Source organism: Mesorhizobium sp. P2_D1 (assembly GCF_056404455.1).
Genome location: NZ_JBFUDZ010000010.1, coordinates 1 through 18,739, shown reverse-complemented (window position 1 = coordinate 18,739; position 18,739 = coordinate 1). Strand labels below are relative to the sequence as shown.

17 protein-coding genes are annotated in these 18,739 nt (G+C 63.1%); 11 read left to right on the top strand and 6 right to left on the bottom strand.

The annotated features are described in order from the left end of the window. Positions 1 to 198 precede the first annotated feature (198 nt). Together AC1D0I_RS10195 and AC1D0I_RS10190 are read left to right on the top strand one after the other, a co-directional pair. Positions 199 to 873: an alpha/beta hydrolase gene (locus tag AC1D0I_RS10195; protein WP_013532163.1), complete on the top strand. Its 675-nt coding sequence runs from the start codon at positions 199 to 201 to the stop codon at positions 871 to 873. 7 nt (positions 874 to 880) lie between these two features. Next, complete coding sequence (locus tag AC1D0I_RS10190) at positions 881 to 1,531, top strand: FMN-binding negative transcriptional regulator (protein WP_477394804.1); 651 nt, start codon at positions 881 to 883, stop codon at positions 1,529 to 1,531. A 20-nt stretch (positions 1,532 to 1,551) separates the two neighbouring features. On the opposite strand, the gene AC1D0I_RS10185 is transcribed toward AC1D0I_RS10190, so the two are convergent. From AC1D0I_RS10185 to AC1D0I_RS10165, 5 genes are all read right to left on the bottom strand, one after another. After that, complete coding sequence (locus AC1D0I_RS10185; protein WP_477394802.1) at positions 1,552 to 2,295, bottom strand: phosphatase PAP2 family protein; 744 nt, start codon at positions 2,293 to 2,295, stop codon at positions 1,552 to 1,554. 111 nt (positions 2,296 to 2,406) lie between these two features. Then, positions 2,407 to 4,056 carry an ArnT family glycosyltransferase gene (locus AC1D0I_RS10180; RefSeq protein ID WP_477394800.1) on the bottom strand — a complete coding sequence of 550 codons (1,650 nt, stop codon included), beginning with the start codon at positions 4,054 to 4,056 and terminating at the stop codon, positions 2,407 to 2,409. 58 nt (positions 4,057 to 4,114) lie between these two features. Then, on the bottom strand, positions 4,115 to 4,447 hold the full coding sequence (locus AC1D0I_RS10175) for a lipid-A-disaccharide synthase N-terminal domain-containing protein (RefSeq protein WP_095085369.1): 333 nt from the start codon (positions 4,445 to 4,447) through the stop codon (positions 4,115 to 4,117). Then, positions 4,440 to 5,174 carry a glycosyltransferase family 2 protein gene (locus AC1D0I_RS10170; protein ID WP_477394798.1) on the bottom strand — a complete coding sequence of 245 codons (735 nt, stop codon included), beginning with the start codon at positions 5,172 to 5,174 and terminating at the stop codon, positions 4,440 to 4,442. The genes AC1D0I_RS10175 and AC1D0I_RS10170 overlap by 8 nt, the downstream gene beginning before the upstream one ends. Before the next feature lie 98 nt (positions 5,175 to 5,272). Next, complete coding sequence (locus AC1D0I_RS10165) at positions 5,273 to 5,512, bottom strand: hypothetical protein (protein WP_477394797.1); 240 nt, start codon at positions 5,510 to 5,512, stop codon at positions 5,273 to 5,275. A 45-nt stretch (positions 5,513 to 5,557) separates the two neighbouring features. Here AC1D0I_RS10165 and tyrS point away from each other — a divergent pair, with 45 nt between their 5' ends. Next, the gene (gene tyrS, locus AC1D0I_RS10160; RefSeq protein ID WP_477394795.1) at positions 5,558 to 6,811 is read left to right on the top strand and encodes a tyrosine--tRNA ligase; all 1,254 of its coding nucleotides are present in this window, start codon (positions 5,558 to 5,560) and stop codon (positions 6,809 to 6,811) included. A gap of 18 nt (positions 6,812 to 6,829) precedes the next feature. Here the strand turns inward: tyrS and AC1D0I_RS10155 are convergent, their stop codons facing one another. Then, positions 6,830 to 10,228, bottom strand: a complete 3,399-nt coding sequence (locus tag AC1D0I_RS10155; RefSeq protein ID WP_477306344.1) for a hypothetical protein — start codon at positions 10,226 to 10,228, stop codon at positions 6,830 to 6,832. Positions 10,229 to 10,323: 95 nt separating this feature from the next. Between AC1D0I_RS10155 and AC1D0I_RS10150 the strand changes: the two genes are divergently transcribed. The 8 genes from AC1D0I_RS10150 to AC1D0I_RS10115 form a co-directional block, all read left to right on the top strand. Further along, positions 10,324 to 10,791, top strand: a complete 468-nt coding sequence (locus AC1D0I_RS10150) for a peroxiredoxin (RefSeq protein WP_477394793.1) — start codon at positions 10,324 to 10,326, stop codon at positions 10,789 to 10,791. A 145-nt stretch (positions 10,792 to 10,936) separates the two neighbouring features. Then, the gene (locus AC1D0I_RS10145; RefSeq protein WP_477394792.1) at positions 10,937 to 12,241 is read left to right on the top strand and encodes a M23 family metallopeptidase; all 1,305 of its coding nucleotides are present in this window, start codon (positions 10,937 to 10,939) and stop codon (positions 12,239 to 12,241) included. 248 nt (positions 12,242 to 12,489) lie between these two features. Then, complete coding sequence (locus tag AC1D0I_RS10140; RefSeq protein WP_477394790.1) at positions 12,490 to 13,656, top strand: ROK family transcriptional regulator; 1,167 nt, start codon at positions 12,490 to 12,492, stop codon at positions 13,654 to 13,656. Next, complete coding sequence (locus AC1D0I_RS10135; RefSeq protein ID WP_027028608.1) at positions 13,653 to 14,417, top strand: ATP-binding cassette domain-containing protein; 765 nt, start codon at positions 13,653 to 13,655, stop codon at positions 14,415 to 14,417. The genes AC1D0I_RS10140 and AC1D0I_RS10135 overlap by 4 nt, the downstream gene beginning before the upstream one ends. A 38-nt stretch (positions 14,418 to 14,455) precedes the next feature. Beyond that, positions 14,456 to 15,496: a sugar ABC transporter substrate-binding protein gene (locus AC1D0I_RS10130; protein ID WP_095085355.1), complete on the top strand. Its 1,041-nt coding sequence runs from the start codon at positions 14,456 to 14,458 to the stop codon at positions 15,494 to 15,496. A gap of 123 nt (positions 15,497 to 15,619) precedes the next feature. Continuing rightward, complete coding sequence (locus tag AC1D0I_RS10125; RefSeq protein ID WP_457150898.1) at positions 15,620 to 16,615, top strand: ABC transporter permease; 996 nt, start codon at positions 15,620 to 15,622, stop codon at positions 16,613 to 16,615. Between the two features lie 13 nt (positions 16,616 to 16,628). Beyond that, positions 16,629 to 17,399 (top strand): SDR family oxidoreductase, encoded by a 771-nt coding sequence (locus tag AC1D0I_RS10120; RefSeq protein WP_477394787.1) that lies wholly within the window; start codon positions 16,629 to 16,631, stop codon positions 17,397 to 17,399. Between the two features lie 201 nt (positions 17,400 to 17,600). After that, positions 17,601 to 18,739, top strand: a 1,139-nt coding sequence (locus tag AC1D0I_RS10115; RefSeq protein ID WP_477394785.1) for a calcium-binding protein, incomplete at its 3' end; no start/stop codon positions are given.

Below are 18,739 nucleotides of genomic sequence, written 5' to 3'. Positions count from 1 at the left end.
TCGCGTTATTTCCTTGAAATTCCAAGGCGAGCCGTCCTATTTACGCGGCTTGCGGCGCGGGTGGCCCGGCTCGACGTCTGGCCACTCAGTTTTGAACAATTCTAAACTAGCTTCTAAGAAGACGCTCGCCCTGCGTCAAGGCCAGAGGAAGACACGTTCCGGGCGCCGCGCATTCGTATTACCCAAGTGGAGTATTTCATGCCTGAGGTCATTTTTACCGGTCCTGCCGGCCGCCTGGAGGGACGCTACCAGCCTTCCAAGGAAAAGAGCGCGCCGATTGCCATCGTCCTGCACCCGCACCCGCAATTCGGCGGCACGATGAACAACAAGATCGTCTACGACCTCTTCTACATGTTCCAGAAGCGGGATTTCACCACGCTTCGCTTCAATTTCCGCGGCATCGGCCGCAGCCAGGGCGAGTTCGACCATGGCACCGGCGAGTTGTCGGATGCGGCGGCGGCACTCGACTGGGTGCAGTCGCTGCATCCGGATTCCAAGAGCTGCTGGGTCGCCGGTTACTCGTTCGGCTCCTGGATCGGCATGCAGTTGCTGATGCGCCGGCCGGAGATCGAAGGCTTCATCTCGATCGCGCCGCAGCCCAACACCTATGATTTCTCGTTCCTGGCGCCCTGCCCGTCATCGGGGCTGATCATCCATGGCGATGCCGACAAGGTGGCGCCGCCGAAGGATGTGCAGGGCCTGGTCGACAAGTTGCACACGCAGAAGGGCATCACCATCACGCAGAAGACCTTGCCCGGCGCCAACCATTTCTTCTCCAACGATGCCGACCTGCTGCTCGAGGAATGTGCCGACTATCTCGACCGCCGGCTGGCCGGCGAGCTGTCGGATCCGCGGCCGAAGCGGCTGAGATAGGCAAGCGATGTACGAGCCTCCTCATTTCAGGGAAACGCGGCCGGAAATCCTGCACGGGCTGATCCGGGCGCATCCGCTCGGCCTGTTGATTTGCAACGGAGCCGAGGGGCCGGTCGCCAACGCCATCCCGTTCCTGCTCGACGCAGACGTGCCGCCGAACGGCAGGCTGCGCGCCCATCTGGCGAAGGCCAATCCGCAATGGCAGCTGTTGGCCGACAATCCGGCGTCACCGGTGCTGATCGTATTCCAGGGCACCGATGCCTATGTCACGCCGTCCTGGTACGAGACCAAGCGCGAGACCGGCAAGGTGGTGCCGACCTGGAACTATGCCATCGTGCAGGTGCGCGGCACCGTCAAGGTGATGGATGACCAGGCCTGGCTGGCGCAGCAGATTGCCGACCTGACCGCGTCCCAGGAAGGCACCCGCGCCACGCCCTGGGCGGTGACCGATGCGCCCGCGCCCTTCATCCAGTCGCAGATCAAGGGCATCATCGGGCTGGAAATCGAGATCGCAGAAATCCACGGCAAGTGGAAGGTCAGCCAGAACCGGCCGGTCGCCGATCGCGTCGGCGTTGCGCAAGGGCTCGAAAGCGAAGGGCAGCAGTCACCCGACATGGCCCGCCTGGTCAGGTCCTACGGCGGGCTGGACAGCAACTAAGCCTCAGCAAACCCGAGCCTTCAGCCAGCCTTCGCTGCAATCAGCCGGAACGTGTTCTTGCGGACCGGCAACCCCGACGGCATCTGGCGAAAGATGAAGCCGAGCCGGGCAAAGACAAGCCCGCACGCCAGCGCGAAGGCGCAGCCAAGGCCGAAGCCGGCGACAGTGTCGCTGGGATAGTGCGCGCCAACGAAGACGCGCGTCGAGGCAATGCAGGCGGTGATCGCCAAGGCGATGTACCAGCGCCGGGGAAACAACAGCAGAGCGACCCCGAACACGGCGCCCATGGTCGTGGCATGGCCGGACGGGAAACCGGCGAAGCGCGCATCGAAGGCAAAGGGATGAAAGGCCAGCACGCCAAAATCGTCGAAATAGAGCGGGCGAGCCCGACCGATTGCATATTTCAGCACATTGACGGCCAGGCCGGACAGGCCGGCGGCGCTCAGCACCAGAAAAGCCAGGCAGGTCCAGTTGTAGACCAGCATCAGCGAGCGCCTTGAAAGGCTTCGCCAGTCCGTCAGGTTCGCGGCGACCAGCAAAAGCGCCGATGGAATGAGATACCAGCCACCCAGGCCGAACTGCGTGAAAAAATCGGCCAGGTGGACGAACCCTGGCGACCACTGGCCATGAAGCATCCCTGCCGGAGTGTCGAGGCGAACAAACGCCGCCGCCGTCAGCAAGATCCAGACCAGGCCCCAGACCGGCCACACTATGTTCGGGTATCTGGCCGGACGAGCGGCAAAGCGCTTTCTTGCGATCTGCATCGTATCGCGAAAATTGTCGAGGGATCGGCGCCCCACCCCAAGGAGCATACCGGAAACGGAAGGGCGCGATTTCACCAGCATAGGAAATTCGAGCCTGTCATCGACGAGCCGTCATGGCGCCACACGATAGAGACCGAGCGACAGTTTGTCTCCCGACGAATAGTTTAGGCCGTCGATCAGGGCAACGCGGTTCACCGATTTGCCTTGTGCTGCCAGCAGGCCAGTCAGTTTCTGCTCGTCCTCGACCGATGCCAGCGCCAGCGCGCAGGCCGGATCGGCAGATAGATGCCTGGCGACGCCCTCGACATCGGTCAGCACCGTTTTCGTGCCGACCAGGAACACCAGGCTCGGTTCCTGAAATCGCGACGAAGCCAGAATGGTGGTGTCGCAGGGCTTGTTGGCGCGCACCGCCGCCTCGATGGCCGGGCTCAGCCAGATCGGCTTCAACGACGGCGCGATGATGCCGAACAGCAGCGCATAGGTGATGCCCGCGCAAACGGCGATGGCACCGATGCGGCCGAGCGGCACTTGCAGCTGCCGCGAAAAGCCTAAGTAGCCGGCGCCGAGCGCCGCCGCGGCAGCTGGAATGCTCCACCATGAGAACGTACCTGTGAGGTAGATCGGCGCGCCGACGCAGACCGCGGCCAGGCCGAGACTGACCACGGCGAGACCAAATGCCGTCGACCACCACAACCAGTCCTGCCAGCGCCGGAGCGGCGCGTTCGCATCCTGGGGCGACAGCGTCAAAAGCCAGCCGATCAGCAATGCCATGCCGGGATAGGCCGGCAGGACATAATGCGGCAGCTTGGTCGGGATCAGCTCGAACACCAGCCAGAACGGAATGTACCAGGCGAGGCAGAAGCGCAGCCGGGGGTCATCGCGCAGGCGATTGAGTGCCTGGAGCCCGGCGCCGACCGCGATCAGGCCGAAGGGCCACATGAACAGCGAATAGGTCAGCATGTAGAAGCCGGGTGGCAGGCCATGCGATTCCTCGCCGGAGGCGACCTTGCCGATCATGTCCTTGCCGACGGCCTGCTGCAGGAAGGCGCCGCCGCTCTTCCAGGTGATCAGCGCGAGCCAGGGCAGCACGATCAGCACGACGAGCGCCAGGCCGCGCCCCACCTTGAGCTTCGACAGCCAGCGCCCGTCACGCTCGAAGGCGAACAGCACGGCGATGGTGAGTGCCGACAGCAGCGGCGCAATCGGGCCCTTGATGAGGATCGCGGCACCCTGCGCAATCCAGAAGATCCACCAGAGATGGCCGCCGACAGGTTGGTTCCGGCGCGAGGCCAGATAGATCTGCGCCAGCGCGCCTTGGGCCGCCACGCAACAGGCCAGCAGCATGGCGTCGGTCTTGGCGTCGCGGCCTTCGAAAGCGGTGGCGAAGATCGCCGCCATGACCAAGCCGGCGGCGATGCCGGCATTGGCCCCGAACAGATTGGTGCCGGTCCAGGTGATCGCCAGGACAGCAATGGCAATGCCAAGCGCCGAAACCGTGCGATAAACCCAGATCGGAGCGGCAGCGCCCTCGCCGCTCAGCGCGACGGCCGCCGATTGCAGCCAGTAGATGCCGATCGGCTTCTGATAGCGCGAGGCGTCCTGAAAGCGGATGTCGACATAGTCGCCGCTCTCGGCCATCTGCTTGGTGGCCTGGACGAAGCGCGACTCGTCGCGATCGATCGGCGGCATCGACGCCAGCCCCGAAACCGTCATCACCAGGCTGAACAGGAAGAGAAGGATGTAATTCCTGTTCACCGCCATGTCCCGGCCTCTGTGACGAATTTTGATTGATATGCCACGCTGCTCAATAGATCGCTGTTCAATCGACCTTGCTCATCGCGGTCTTGCGCTCGTTGGCGATCAGCCAGAGATTGCGGATGTAGATGAACAGGCCCATGGACTGGCCGGCGATGAACACCGGATCCTGACGCTGGATGGCATAGATCAGAAGCAGGCCGCCGCCGAACAGCGAAAAGAACCAGAAAGCGACCGGCACCACGCTGCGCTTGGCTTTTTCCGAGGCCAGCCACTGCACGACGAAGCGCATGGTGAAGAAGAACTGCGCGACGAAGCCGAGCAGGATCCACGCATCGAACTGCTTGATGAAAACCTGGTGAAGCCAGGTCACCAATTCCTGAAGCACGTTAACCACGGCTGATTTCCTCTACTTTAGGCATTCTGCGGCGCCGGCGGCGCAGCCACCAGACACCGGCGAGATCGAGAACCCCCTGCAGGCCGCGATCGAAAATGCCGTAATTCGACTTGCCGTGCCGGCGCGAGCGATCGATGACATCGCAATGCACGACGCGATAGCCCTCCTGGATGACCAGGGCCGGAACGAAGCGATGGGTGCCGTCGAAGAACGGCAATTTGCGCAGGATATCGGTATGGACCGCCTTCAGGCCGCAGCCGGTGTCGCGCGTCTCGTCATGCAGGATGGCATTTCTCAGCCAGTTGGCGAAACGTGACGCCAGTTGCTTGACCTTGCTGTCGCGGCGCTTGAGGCGCTGCCCMTGTGCGGCGCCGAAATCGGGGCCGGCCGCTACAAGCGCATCGATCAGCACCGGAATGTATTGAGGATCGTTCTGGCCGTCGCCGTCGATCGTGGCGACGATGCTGCCACGCGCCGCCCAGGCGCCCGAGCGCACCGAAAGGCTCTGGCCGGCGGATTTCCGGTGCCGCAATTCCCGCACCGGAAACGGGCGAAGCGCTGCCTGCGCTGCGAGCACCGAAGCGGTGTCGTCGGTCGAGCCGTCGTTGACGATGATCAGCTCGAAGTCGCGCCCGGCCATGGTGGCCTCGATCTCGTCGATCAACAGCGGCAGATTTGCCGCCTCGTTCCTGCAAGGAATGACGATGGATATCAATGCGTCCGGCATGTCGCGTCGGGGCTCTGTCGTCGGATATGGCATTTTGTGGATGCCGTGCGGTGCCGCTCGAGGTCGTGGACTGCTAGAACCTTTGGCGCGGCGCCTCATTACGCCAGCCGAAACGATGAAGCAAGCATTGGGCCGATGGTCTCAGACTTCATCCGCGCGGACCACAAAACCGGATTCCACTTTTGCTGATCGCGGATCTCTGCCTGACGCGCGATCGAACGCAAAACCGGATTCCACTTTTGCTGATCGCGGATCTCTGCCTGACGCGCGATCGAACGCAAAACCGGATTCCACTTTTGCTGATCGCGCTTGGGTGCTAAACGCGCCCGTTCATGCACGCCACGCCCGGGCCAGATTGGCCGGACGCTTTCGGGAAACACAAAATGCCTGCCTTCAAATCCGATTTCCTGCGCACGATGAGTGAGCGCGGTTTCATCCACCAGACTTCGGATGATGCCGGCCTCGACAATGTCTTCGCCACGGAGACGGTGACGGCCTATATCGGCTTCGACGCGACCGCCAAAAGCCTGCATGCCGGTTCGCTGATCCAGATCATGATGCTGCACTGGCTGCAGCAGACCGGTCACCGGCCGATCGCCCTGATGGGTGGCGGCACCTCGATGATCGGCGACCCGTCCTTCAAGGACGAGGCACGCAAGCTGCTGACCCCGCAGGACATCGACGACAACCTCGTCGGCATCCGCCGTAACTTCATGCCGTACCTCAAATTCGGCAGCGGGCCGAACGACGCGGTCATGATCAACAACGCCGACTGGCTGATGGAGATCAACTACGTCAATTTCCTGCGCGACGTCGGCCGTCACTTTTCGGTCAACCGCATGCTCGCCTTCGATTCCGTCAAGCTGCGGCTCGATCGCGAGCAGTCGCTGTCGTTCCTCGAATTCAACTACATGATCCTGCAGGCCTATGATTTCGTCGAGCTCTACAAGCGCCTCGGCTGCCGCCTGCAGATGGGCGGCTCCGACCAGTGGGGCAACATCATCAACGGTATCGATCTCGGCCGCCGCATGGAGGACGCGCAGCTCTATGCGCTGACCACGCCGCTGCTCACCACCTCATCGGGCGCCAAGATGGGCAAGTCGGCGTCGGGCGCGGTCTGGCTCGATGCGGAGATGCTGAGCCCCTACGAGTTCTGGCAGTACTGGCGCAACACCGAGGATGCCGACGTCGGCCGCTTCCTGAAACTCTACACGACGTTGCCGCTGGACGAGGTCGCGCGGCTTGAGCAGCTCGGCGGATCCGAGATCAATGAGGCCAAGAAGGTTCTTGCCACCGAGATCACGGCCTTGCTGCATGGTCGTGCGGTCGCGGAACAAGCCAGCGAAACGGCACGCAAGACGTTCGAGGAAGGCGCGCTCGCCGAATCGCTGCCGAGCGTCGAGGTGGACAAGGCAGCGCTTGGAGCCGGTGTCGGTGTCCTGTCGCTGCTGGTGACAGCCGGACTGGCGGGGTCGAACGGCGAGGCGCGGCGGCATGTGCAGGGCGGCGCGGTGCGGTTGAACGACCAGYCCGTCAGCGACGAGCGCCGGCTGGTGACGCTTCAGGATTTGAGTCCGGAAAACATCGTAAAGCTTTCACTCGGCAGGAAAAAACACATTTTGGTGCGGCCGGTCTGAGATCGGTCACCGGTATTCTCACCGGTATTCGAAGATCGACCTGAAGATMCCGGGYGCGATCACCGACAGCGGGTTGATATCCAGCACCGGCTTGTTGGCATTGCCCTTGAGCCGATAGGTGACGCCAATCAGGCCGCGGTCGCGGCCATTGCCGAGAAGCGCGCCAACGATGGGCAATTCGCCGAAGATGCGGTTGAGGCCATAGACCGGCATGAACGTACCGGTCATGTCCATGTTGTTGTCCTGGTCGTAGAGGGTGCCCTGGAACGTCGTGCCGATTCGGGGGCCGCGCAGCACGCCATTGGCTAGTTTCAGATAGCCGCCGCCCTTGTCGATCTCGGCGTAGCCGCGTTCAAACTTGACCCGCGAGGTGTCCAGATTGCCCTTGACCGCCTGGTTGAGACTGCGGCTGTCGCCGGCCGGCGTGGTCGAGACGATGGAAGCCAGTTTCGGCTCATTGACCACGAAGAAGTTGCTGGTATCGACCTTGCCCCGCAGCGATCCGTCGCTCGGCCCCGCCAGCGCGAGCGTGATCGCTCCGCCTTCCATATGCTCGTAGATGTTGAGGAACCTGAGTACGGCGCCAGCGTCAGCGGACTGCATGTTGAGCGTGCGCTGGCCAGCACCTGTGGTGTTGCTGATGGTTATAGCGGCGCCCGAACTTGCCGTGGCGCTGACCTTCAGGCCGTTCACCCGCGAGCCGGCGGCGCTGTAGTCGAGCTTCAGGTTGGACAATTGCTCGTCGTGGAACCCGGTCAGTTGATCGACGTCGGCGCTGACGGAAATGGCATCGGAGCCGGTGGTCTTGGTTGCCGTGTCGACGTCCGAGGTGAACTGCTTGATCAGCGAGCGGGCATCCAGCGCGTTGCCTGATATGTCGACCGCATAGCCCTTGCCGGACCGCTTCACCGACACCGCGACATCGTCGCCCCGGTTCAAGGTCACCTTGCTGAACTTCGCGGACGACAGGGCGCCATTGACCAGCACGATGTCGCCTTCGATGGAGAAGGTTTTCCCGTCGAGATCGAAGTCGGACAGCGTCGTGGTGTCGCCGGACTTGGTCATGACGAATGTGACTTTGGCGGGAACCCCCGCCCCCTTGCTCCAGCCGGCCCAGGGAATGTCCAGCCTGGCGTTGGTCAGATCGGCCGAGACGTTCTGGTCGCCGCTGCCGCTCTTGTCGATCGCGACCTTCACCGTGCCGCCAAGCAGCGGCGTCAATCCGGGCATTGCGGCGGCACGGATCTTGTCGTCGAGCACCAGGGCCACCTTGCGGCTGGGCGGCGGCCCGTCGTCCCGGAGTGGCTCGATCAGGTCGAGTTCGGCCGGAATGCCGTTCAGCGATGCCTTGGCCGAGATCACCGCCTTTTCAGGGTCGACGGTGATCGAACCGTCGGCATCCGTCACGGTCTGCCCCTCGAACGGCTTGGCCAATGACATGCCGCTGTAATCGAGCGACACCAGCCAATCGAGCTTCGAGGAGTCGACGCCGGACTGCAACGGAATGTCAGCCCTGACATGGCCGGTGACGCTACCCGACAGATCTTCCGGCAAAAGGCCGACATGGCGCATGGCGTTGATCGGCTCGTAGGAGGCGAGTTCGGCAACGGCGGAGGCGTCACCCTCGACATCGATGTCGAGCGCGCCGATGACTGGCGGGTGGTTGGCGGCTTTGACCGTCAGCGTGCCATTGCTGGCCGCGACGGTGCGGCCGCTCGGCATGTAGACGGTGCCCGAGGACAGGGAGACGTCGACATCATTGCCATGGAAACCAACAACGCCGACGGCGTCGCGTATCGGCGGAATGCGGCCGGCCGTGTCAAAACGCGATCCCTCGATCTGGAAGCGGCCGAACACCTCGTCGGCGGACAGCGGCACGCCATTGCCGAGACGGTTCGGGACGACGTGGAACTGGAGGTTGGCGTCGACGACGCGGCCGCCAAACAGATTGGCCAGCACCCACAGCCGGGCGTTGCGCGCCGAAAACCACGGCCAAAGCTGCTTGACGTGAGAGACCTGCATGTTGTGGACGTTGAACGCCAGATTGATCCCCGGCGCCTTGCCGTCGACGAACTCCACGGCGGCGGTGCCAAGCACCTCGCCGGAGGAGGCGGAGCGAAGCGCGATCTGCTCGGCGACCAGCCTGTGGCTCACCGTGTTGTAGACACCGGCAATCCGGGCGAGGAAGGTGAGCGCTGGCTCGGGCGAGTCCGAAGGCGCCAGCGAGGAACCGTCGCTGGTCAGGTCATAGCGATAGGCCGGTTCCTCGCCGGCCGCTCCGGTTGCCGGCTTCGGCCCGATCGAGCCGGCGAAATCGAATGTCGACCGGCCGGTCTTCAGCAGCAATCTGTCCACCTGGACCTTGTTGCTGCCCGCTACCAGCGTGACGTTGACGTCGACGTCCGCCGGCAGCAGCCCGCGTGTGCCGAGATCGAGGATGGAACCCGTCGATGACAGAGCGGCCGTCAGCCGCGATGCATTCGTGCCGGACCCTTCCGATCCCGTCAGCTTCAGCGCCACCGCACCCAGCTTTCCGGCAGCGGCCGTGGTATCTGCAGCCCCCGTGACAACACTCGCGTCCGCCAGATTGATGCTCGCGTCCAGCGCCGTCACGCGGTGTGCCGCGATATCGCGGGTGGCGGAAGCGGCGATGGTAACCGCCCTGCCGTCGACATCGGCCTGCGACGAAAACTGCATGCCGCCCGGTCCCGACTGCACGACGGCGGCGTCGGTGACTTTGACCCGTTTGATCGTTGCGGTTTCGGGCAGTACGAATTCGACGTTGCGAAGATCGATCTGGCGCATCGAATCTTCGCGCACGGCGTCGAGCGCGCTGTGAACGTTGGCGAACACCGCAGCCGTCAGTTTCTCCGGATCGACGAGGCCACCCTGATTGCGCAGGCTTGCTGCCCAGTCGCCGCCGGACGGCATCGCCGCCACGACGATGTGGGCATCGGATATCCTGGCGCTGGTCAGCCGCACTTCCCCGCGCAGTAGCGGTATCAGGCGCACGCCGAAGCGCACGCGGCCCGCATCGGCCATCGGCTTGCCGTCGGCGGTCTTCAGGCTGACGTCGCTGACCTGCAACGCAATGAAGCTCGAACCATCAAGGGTGATGCGCGCCGGCCCCACCGAAACATCGACATCGACGCCGGCCAGTTTCTCGATGGCGGTTTCCGCTTCTGCGCGAAGCCGCTCGGAGCCAACGCCGGACGCGCCGACCAGATAGACAGCGACTGCCGCCAACAGGACAAGGCAGGCGAAACCGGCGAACACCCTTGCCAGGATGCGAAAGCCGCGTCCGATCCGCGCCTGACCCAGCGGCGGCACGCGGCACGCGGAGGGAAAGGCCCCCAGGTCGGTGATCTCATCCCGCCTGAACCGGATCTTCTCGTGCTGCGGTTGCTCCTGATCCACGCAATTTTCCGTTGTACGAACTCGATCGTGGACGAATCCCCGCTCGACACTATATGGCTGTGGCTTGGCGCGTAACCACAAACAAGGGCATCGGTATGGCTGACCTAGACGTAGGCGATATCGCGCCGCAATTCGACCTGCCGCGGGACGGCGGCGGATCGCTCAGCCTTGCCGCATCCTCCGGCAAGCCCATTGTGCTCTATTTCTATCCGCAGGACGACACAACAAGCTGCACGCAAGAGGCAATCAGCTTTTCGCAACTGAAGCCGGAATTCGAGAAGGCCGGCGCGGTGGTGATCGGCCTGTCGCCTGATAACGTCAAAAAGCACGACAAGTTCAAATCGAAATACAGCCTCACCATCGACCTCGCCGCCGACGAGGAGCGCAAGGTGATCGAGGCCTACCATCTGTGGGTGGAAAAATCGATGTATGGCCGCAAATACATGGGTGTCGAGCGGGCAACGTTCGTGATCGGCCGCGACGGGCGGATTGCCAGGATCTGGCGCAAGGTCCGGGTCAAGGGCCATGCCGAAGAGGTGCTCGCGGCTGTCCGCGCGCTTTGAGATCTTCGTCGGCACAGCCAACTGCCCGCAACCCCATGCCCGCCTGACGCGCAATCGTTACTGAAAAGTCCGCAGCGCAAAGCTTTGTTAACCTTAATAATGTGTAGTCAAGCTGTCGTGGTGTCGTAAACGAAAGCTTGGTCCCGTGAAGGCAACCGGTCAGTCAGCAGTCTTCGGCAGGCGCAAAGAACCTCACACGATCATCATCGCCCGGGGCAATGAGATCAGGCACTTCACGATCCGCCCCTGGCTCGCGGCCTTTGTCGGCTCGGCGCTGGCGGCCATCGCCATCGGCTACCTGCTGGCCACCTCCTATCTGGTGCTGCGCGACGACCTGATCGGCGCCACCACGGCGCGGCAGGCGCGCATGCAGCAGGCCTATGAAGATCGCATTTCGGCGCTTCGCGCCCAGGTCGACCGCATCACCAGCCGCCAATTGCTCGACCAGCAGCTGATGGAAACCAAGGTCAGCGAATTGCTTGAACGCCAGAGCCAGCTCAGCCAGCGTCATGGCCGCCTCGGCCCGCTGCTCGAACGCGCCGAGACCGAAGTCGGAGCGGCGCCTGCCGAGGATCCGGTGGCGGCCGGCAAGCCGGACAAACGCGCCGAGGTGACCGGCAGCATCAAGCCGCCGGCGCAGACCTACGCGGTCGCCAGCCTGGGCGCCGATCTCGGCGCCGGCGACACCCGGCCATTCTCGTTGTGGTCGACCCGCTCCGATCCGCTGCCCAACGATTCAGCCGCCGATCGTGCCGACCGACTGTTCGTGTCGATCAACCAGTCGCTGAAATCCATCGAGAGCGATCAACTGACCCGCATCAGCACGCTCGCCGACAACGCCTACAAGAGCGCTGACGCGATCACGCAGGCACTTGAAGCGGCGGGCCTGCCGGTTGACAGCGATTTCGGCAAGAACGAGAGCGACGTCGGCGGACCGCTCATCCCGCTCGACAGTTCGATGATGTTCGACAGCAAGGTCAAGGAACTGGACGAGGCGCTGGACACGCTCGACCATCTCAAGAAGGAAGCCCGCCAGCTGCCGCTGACCAACCCGGCTCCGGGTCATTCCGTCACCAGCCCGTTCGGCGTGCGCACCGACCCGATCCTCGGCACCGCGGCGCTGCATTCCGGAATGGATTTCAGGGCGCCGATCGGCATGGCCGCAAAGGTCACCGCGCCCGGCGTCGTCACCAAGGCAGGCTGGAACGGTGGCTATGGCCGCATGGTCGAGGTCGACCACGGCAATGGTTTTGCGACGCGCTATGGGCATCTCAGCGAAATCGACGTGACCGTGGGCGAGAAACTCGATGCCGGCGCGGTCATCGGCAAGACCGGCAGCAGCGGCCGCTCGACCGGCCCGCATCTGCACTACGAAGTCCGCCACAATGGCGAAGCCATCGATCCGCTGCGCTTCCTCACGATCGGCAAGAAGGTCGCCCAGTATCTCTGAGCCGCGCAGGCCCTGAGCTGATTGGCCCAATACCTCCGAACTCCTATCTGCCCCGCTTCGCAAGCAACCCGGCGAGCGAGGCAACGCCATCCATGCCGCCTGACTGCCGGACGATGGTTTCGCGCTCCTGAAATCATCCACTGGTCAAGCCCTCGTTCCGAAGGACCGAATGCACGAATTATTTTTGAATTCCATTTGACTGAATAAATAAGCGGTGCGAAGCTGAGCCTTCCTAAGGGGCGCACGTCATGGCACTGCGGGGGACCAATCAGGAATTCGGGCGGCCGTACAACCGGCGCATCGTGCTTGAGTCCATCCGCCTGCAGGGACCAATCGCCCGCGGCGAGATCGCCAGGCGCGTCGGGCTCACCGTCCAGACCGTGTCGACCATCGTTCGCGAACTCGAAGAGCAGGGCTACATCCTTTCGCTGCGCGAAGAGCCGAAGGGTCGCGGCCTGCCCCCGGCGACCCTGCGCATCAATCCCGAGGGCGGCTATGCCGTCGGTATCCACATCACCCCGTTCGGCATCAGTGCCGCCTTGATCAATCTGAGCGGCGACGTGATCGAGAGCACATACCGCGAAGCACCGAACGCGACGCCCGACCACGCCTTCGACCTGATCGGAGCAATGGTGGTTGAATTGACAAGATTGCGGGCTGGAGGGCGGGTCCTCGGGGTCGGCCTCGCCCTGCCCGGCCCGTTCGGCGTCGAGTCCATGAGCTTTGTCGGCCCGACCACCATGACCGGCTGGAAGGATGTGGCGCTGCGCGAGCGGCTGGCGGCTTCGACCGGACTGCCGGCCTTCTTTGAAACTGACATGGCGGCGGCCGCCATGGGCGAGCGCCTCTACGGCCTCGGCGCGCAGTTTTCCGAATACTATTACCTTTATTTCGGCGTTGGTTTGGGCGGCGTCATGGTTCATGACGGCAGCGTGTTGCGCGGCGCCTGGGGAAATGCCGGCGAGGTCGGACACATTCCCGTCGTTCCAGGTGGCGAGGCTTGCCCCTGCGGCAATAGCGGCTGTCTCGAAAGGTACCTGTCGCTCGAGGCGCTCCGGCGCTGGAATGGCAGCGAGGCCGATTGGGTGGCGGAAGTCGCCCCGATCTTTCGCAATGCCGTCGCCATCATCGAGAACCTGTTCGACCCCGAGACCATCATCCTCGGCGGGCTGGCATCCACCGACCTGCTCGAACGGCTGGCTGGTTCAACCGAAGGCCTGCACAACTCCGTCTCGGCGCGGAAGGACCGCACGACGCCGCGCGTCATGGTCGCGCGGGGCGGGCAGCATTCGGTGTTGCGCGGCGCAGCCGCCCTTGCGGTTTCCGGGGTGCTGTCGCCGCGCTTCGGCCAGATCTTCACGGCTGAACGCGAACGCGGGCGCGATCTTCTGAAAACCGGAGGAATTGCGGCATGAGCGAACCTCTGCTGGTGCTCGACAACGTCACCAAGAACTATGGCGCGATCGAAGCGCTGAAGGGGATCAGCTTCTCGATCGGCAAGGGCGAGGTCGTGGCGCTGCTGGGCGACAATGGCGCCGGCAAATCGACACTGGTCAAGATCATCGCCGGCGGGCTGGAGCCGACCTCGGGGCGCATGCTGTTCGAGGGCAAGGAGTTCCTTGCCAGGTCGCCGGCAGAGGCCAAGGCGGCGGGCATCGAAACCGTCTATCAGGACCTGTCGCTGTGCACCAATGTCGACGTGGTCGCCAATTTTTTCATGGGCCGCGAGATCACCAGGAAGGTTCTTGGCATCCCCGTGCTCGATGAGCGCGCGATGGAGGCCGTCGTCGAAAAGGCACTGGCTAGCGCGGGCACGCGCATTCCTTCGCTGCGCACCAATGTCGAGCATCTCTCCGGCGGCCAGCGGCAGGCCATCGAGCTCAACCGGTTCGTGCATTGGGGCGGCAAGCTGGTGCTGCTCGATGAACCGTTCGCCGCCCTCGGCGTCGAGCAGACGCGGCGCGGTCTCGACATGATCCGCCAGGTGGCGAGCCAGGGCATCGGCGTCGTCATCATCACCCATATCATGCAGCAGGCCTTCCAGGTCGCCGACCGGATCGTGGTGATCCGCCAGGGCGTCGTGGCGGGCGATGTCGCACGCAACAAAACAAGTCCCGATGCGGTGATCAACATGATCACCGGGGAGACGCTTGCCGGTGCCGGACCGGCGGGCTGAGGGACAAAGAGGGGTCCGGCTCAACAGGAGCGAACGACATGAAGCGAATACTTCTTGCTGTCTTCGGTATCCTGGCACTGGCCTTTGCCACGCTTATGCCGGCATTCGCCCAGTCCAAAGGTACTGTCTACTACATGGTGCCGACACTGCTCGACGAGTTCCAGACCGGCTCGGTGAGCGCCCTGGAGCTGTTCCTGAAGCAGGTCGGCTATGAGATGAAGGCGCTGAACGCCGACAACAAGACCGACGCCCAGCAGTCGCAGATGAACGACGTCATTGCGCTGAAGCCGGCGGCGATCATCCTCGCCGCCGTCGATTTCAATGCGCTGAAACCGTCGATCGAAGCCGCACGCGCCGCCGGCATTCCGGTGGTCGAGTTCGACCGCCAGATCACGTCGACGCCCTCCGACTTCACCTCGGTCGCAGGAACGGTCGAGATCGGCTACGTCGCCGCGGACCAGGCCGAGAAGCTGCTCAAAGCCAAGAACGGCGCGGTGAAGGGCAAGGTCCTGCAGGTGCTTGGCGACCCTGGCGATCCCTATACGCTCGACATCCAGAAGGGCTTTGAGGAGAAGCTGAAGGCGTTTCCCGACGTCAAGATCATCTCGCTTCCAGCCATGCAATGGGAAGCCAGCAATGCCGGCACCATCGTCGCCGACCAGATGCTTGCCAACCCCGACATCGACCTGATCTTCAGCCATGCCGCTCACCTGTCGGTCGCTGCCGTCGCCTCGCTCGAGGCCGCCGGCAAGAAGCCGGGCGACGTCATGCTGATGAGCTCGAACGGCGCTCCGGTCGGCCTCGACCTGATCCGCAAGGGCTGGCTCAATGTCGAAGTCGAGCAGCCGCTCTACGCACAGGCGGCGGCTGTTGCCATGTTCATGGACAAGATCGTCAAGAAGGAAGAGATCAAGCCCGGCGAATACGACGTGCTCGGCTTGAAATCGACCGTGACCAAGGAAGCCTGGGGCCCGAACATCAAGATCCCCGGCGCCGCCATCACCAAGGAAAATGTCGACAACCCTGCCTTCTGGGGCAATCAGAAGCCGTCGACGGAGGCCATCAAGTCCGTCGAATAGGCCCGTCGCATGAAACGCCCCGGGCCATCTCGGCCCGGGGCCAATCCTCTGCAATTCCAATCGCGCATGATCCCTTGCGGAAATCGAATTGATTTCAGGGGGATGCGCCAGCCGGATCAGCCCATGAACCCCCGCACGCGCCACGCCCTGGAGTTCGTCCTCGACAACCTCGTCTGGTTCATGCTGCTGTTCGTGCTGGTGGTGTTCTCCATCTTCATCCCGAACTATTTCCAGCTCGGCATCTTCGCCAACATCATCGAGGCGTCGAGCGTTCTCGGCGTCATGTCGATCGGCCTGGCGCTGGTCATCATCGCCGGCCACATGGACCTGTCGGTCGAATCCGTCGCAGCGCTCAGCGCCATGGCGGTCGGAATCCTGTTCTGCTCGTCGGGCATAGGCCTTGGCGTGCAACTGCATCCGGAATGGCTGATGGTTCCGGTCTCGCTGCTGCTGGCGGTTGCCGTCGGCGGCCTCATCGGCGCCTGCAACGGCTATCTGGTGGTGCGGGTGAAGATGAGCGCCTTCATCATCACGCTGGCGTCCTACATCTGGGTGCGCGGCCTGGTGCTGGTGATTTCGGGCGGCCGTTCGGCGCAGGATCTTGCGCCAGCCATCCGCTGGTTCGGCATCCAGCGCCTCGTCGGCCTGCCGCTCACCGCCTGGATCGCGATTGCCTGTTTCGTCATTTTCTCGCTGATCATGGCGAAGACACCGTTCGGCCGGCATCTGGTGATGATCGGCGGTAACGAGACGGCGACCTTCCGCGCCGGCATCCGGGTGAACCGCAACCTGATCATCGCCTTCGTGCTGGCCGGCGCCATTGCCGGCCTTGCCGGCTGGCTGCTGGCGATCCGCACCTCGGGCGCCACCGCCAATCTCGGTGTCGGCCTTTTGTTCAACGCCTTCGCCGCCGTCGTCATCGGCGGCGTCAGCCTGAAAGGCGGTGTCGGCACCCTGCCCGGCGTCTATGCCGGCGTGCTGCTGCTCTCAGCCATCAACACGGCGATCAACCTGATGGGCCTGCCAGCCAACTTCACCCAGGTGATCCATGGCCTGCTGGTGCTGGCCGCCGTGCTGCTCGACGCTTTCAAGCAAACCATTCGTCAAAAACTGGCATGACAGGACGGCTCGCATGACCGCACGACTAGAAGGCAAGGTGGCGCTGATCGTCGGCAGCGCCCGTGGCATCGGCAAGGGCATCGCGCTGCGTTTTGCCGAAGAAGGCGCAAAGCTGGTGCTCGCCGATACCGAGCTCGAAGCCGGGCAAGCGACGGCGGCCGAACTGGGCGTCCCCTTCGTCCGCACCGACATTTCGTTGATGACCGAGGCCGAGGCCGCGGTGGCGTTGGCGCTCGAACACCATGGCCGCCTCGACATCGTCGTGCAGAATGCCGGCATCTATCCCTGGCAGCTGATCGAGAACACCAGCGCGGACGACTGGGACCGCGTCATGGCGGTCAATCTGCGCGGCACCTTCAATGCCACCCGCGCCTCCCTGGTGCCGATGAAGGCGCAGCACTACGGGCGCATGCTCTACACCTCCTCCATTACCGGCCCGCATGTGACCAGCCCCGGCCACGGCCACTATTCAGCCAGCAAGGCCGGCATCAACGGCTTCATCCGTGCCGCGGCACTCGAATTCTCCGGCTACGGCATCACCGTCAACGGCGTCGAGCCCGGCAACATCCTCACCGAGGCGATCGAGCTGCATCGCGGCGCGGCCTATATCAAGAACATGGAAGACTCGATCCCGCTCGGCCGGCTTGGCAGCCCGCGCGACGTCGCCAATGCCTTCCTGTTCCTCGCCTCCGACGATGCCAGCTACATCACCGGGACGACCATTGTTGTCGATGGCGGACAATTGCTGCCCGAGGGCAACGACTTCCGGCTCCTGCCGCCCTGATCGCTGCGCCCCGCGGCGCTCCGAAGCCGTAATGCTTTCCTGGGAAAACTTGGCCGCTGTCCAACAATACTGTTGAACTCGAATTCCGAGGCACTTCGCTGGTGCCGAACAGGATGACCCTACGTCTTTATATCAGATGACTCTAATGCAACCGTAGGATACAGTTTCCGTTGGGGAAATGCCAAACAACGGGAGGACCAAATGGCTGTCATCAACGGAACCGTCGGCAACGATATCAATCCCGGCGTTCAGGACCTGGTCGGCAACGACACCATCAACGCATTGGCCGGTGACGACTTAATTTTCATGGCGATTGGCGGCAATGACCAGGTGAATGGAGGGGACGGGGAGGATGACATTGTCTACGAGGCTTACACAAATGGCCTAACCATCAACATGCAGACTGGTGTCGTCACCGACGGCTTGGGCAACACCGACACGCTCAACAGTGTCGAGGCGGTGAACGCCAGCTACTTCGCAGACAACATCACGATGCGAAATGACGGTTTTTGGGCGTATGCCCGGGCGGGCAACGACATCATCCATCTGGGATCAAACGGCGGTATGATACTGCCGGGAAGCGGCACCGACACCATCATTGGCGGCGCCGGCAACGATCTGGTCTCCTACAGGGACGACGGTTTTGACTATGGAAATGACGTCGATGGCGGCGGCATCATCACCCATGGTGCCACGATCAATTTGACGACCGGCGTTGTAATTGACGGCTGGGGCTTCACGGATACCCTGACTAGCATCGAGTATGCTGAAGGCACCCAGTTCGCCGACATCATCACCGGCACAAGCGGTAGCAACTATCTTGCCGGCGACGAGGGCAATGACACGCTGGACGGCAAGGCTGGTGCCGACACCATGCAAGGCGGGGCCGGCGACGACACCTACTTCGTCGACAATGCCGGCGATATCGTCGATGAGAGCACGGCCGGCGCCAACGGCACCGATATCGTCAATGGCTATATCTCGATCAACCTCAGCGATGGCAACCACTTCAAGGGCAATATCGAGAACGTCGCACTACGCAGTGCGGCTTCGATCAACGCCACAGGCAACAGCCTGGCCAATGCGCTGACCGGCAATTCGGGTGTCAACATCCTGATTGGCCTTGGCGGCAACGACACGCTGGACGGCAAGGAAGGTGCCGACACGATGCAGGGTGGCATCGGCAACGACACCTACTATGTCGACAATGCCGGCGATCTCGTCGACGAGAGCACCGCCGGCGCCGACGGCACCGATGTCGTCAATGGCTATGTCTCGATCAACCTTGGCGATGGCAACCACTTCAAGGGCAATATCGAGAACGTCGCGCTGCGCAGTGG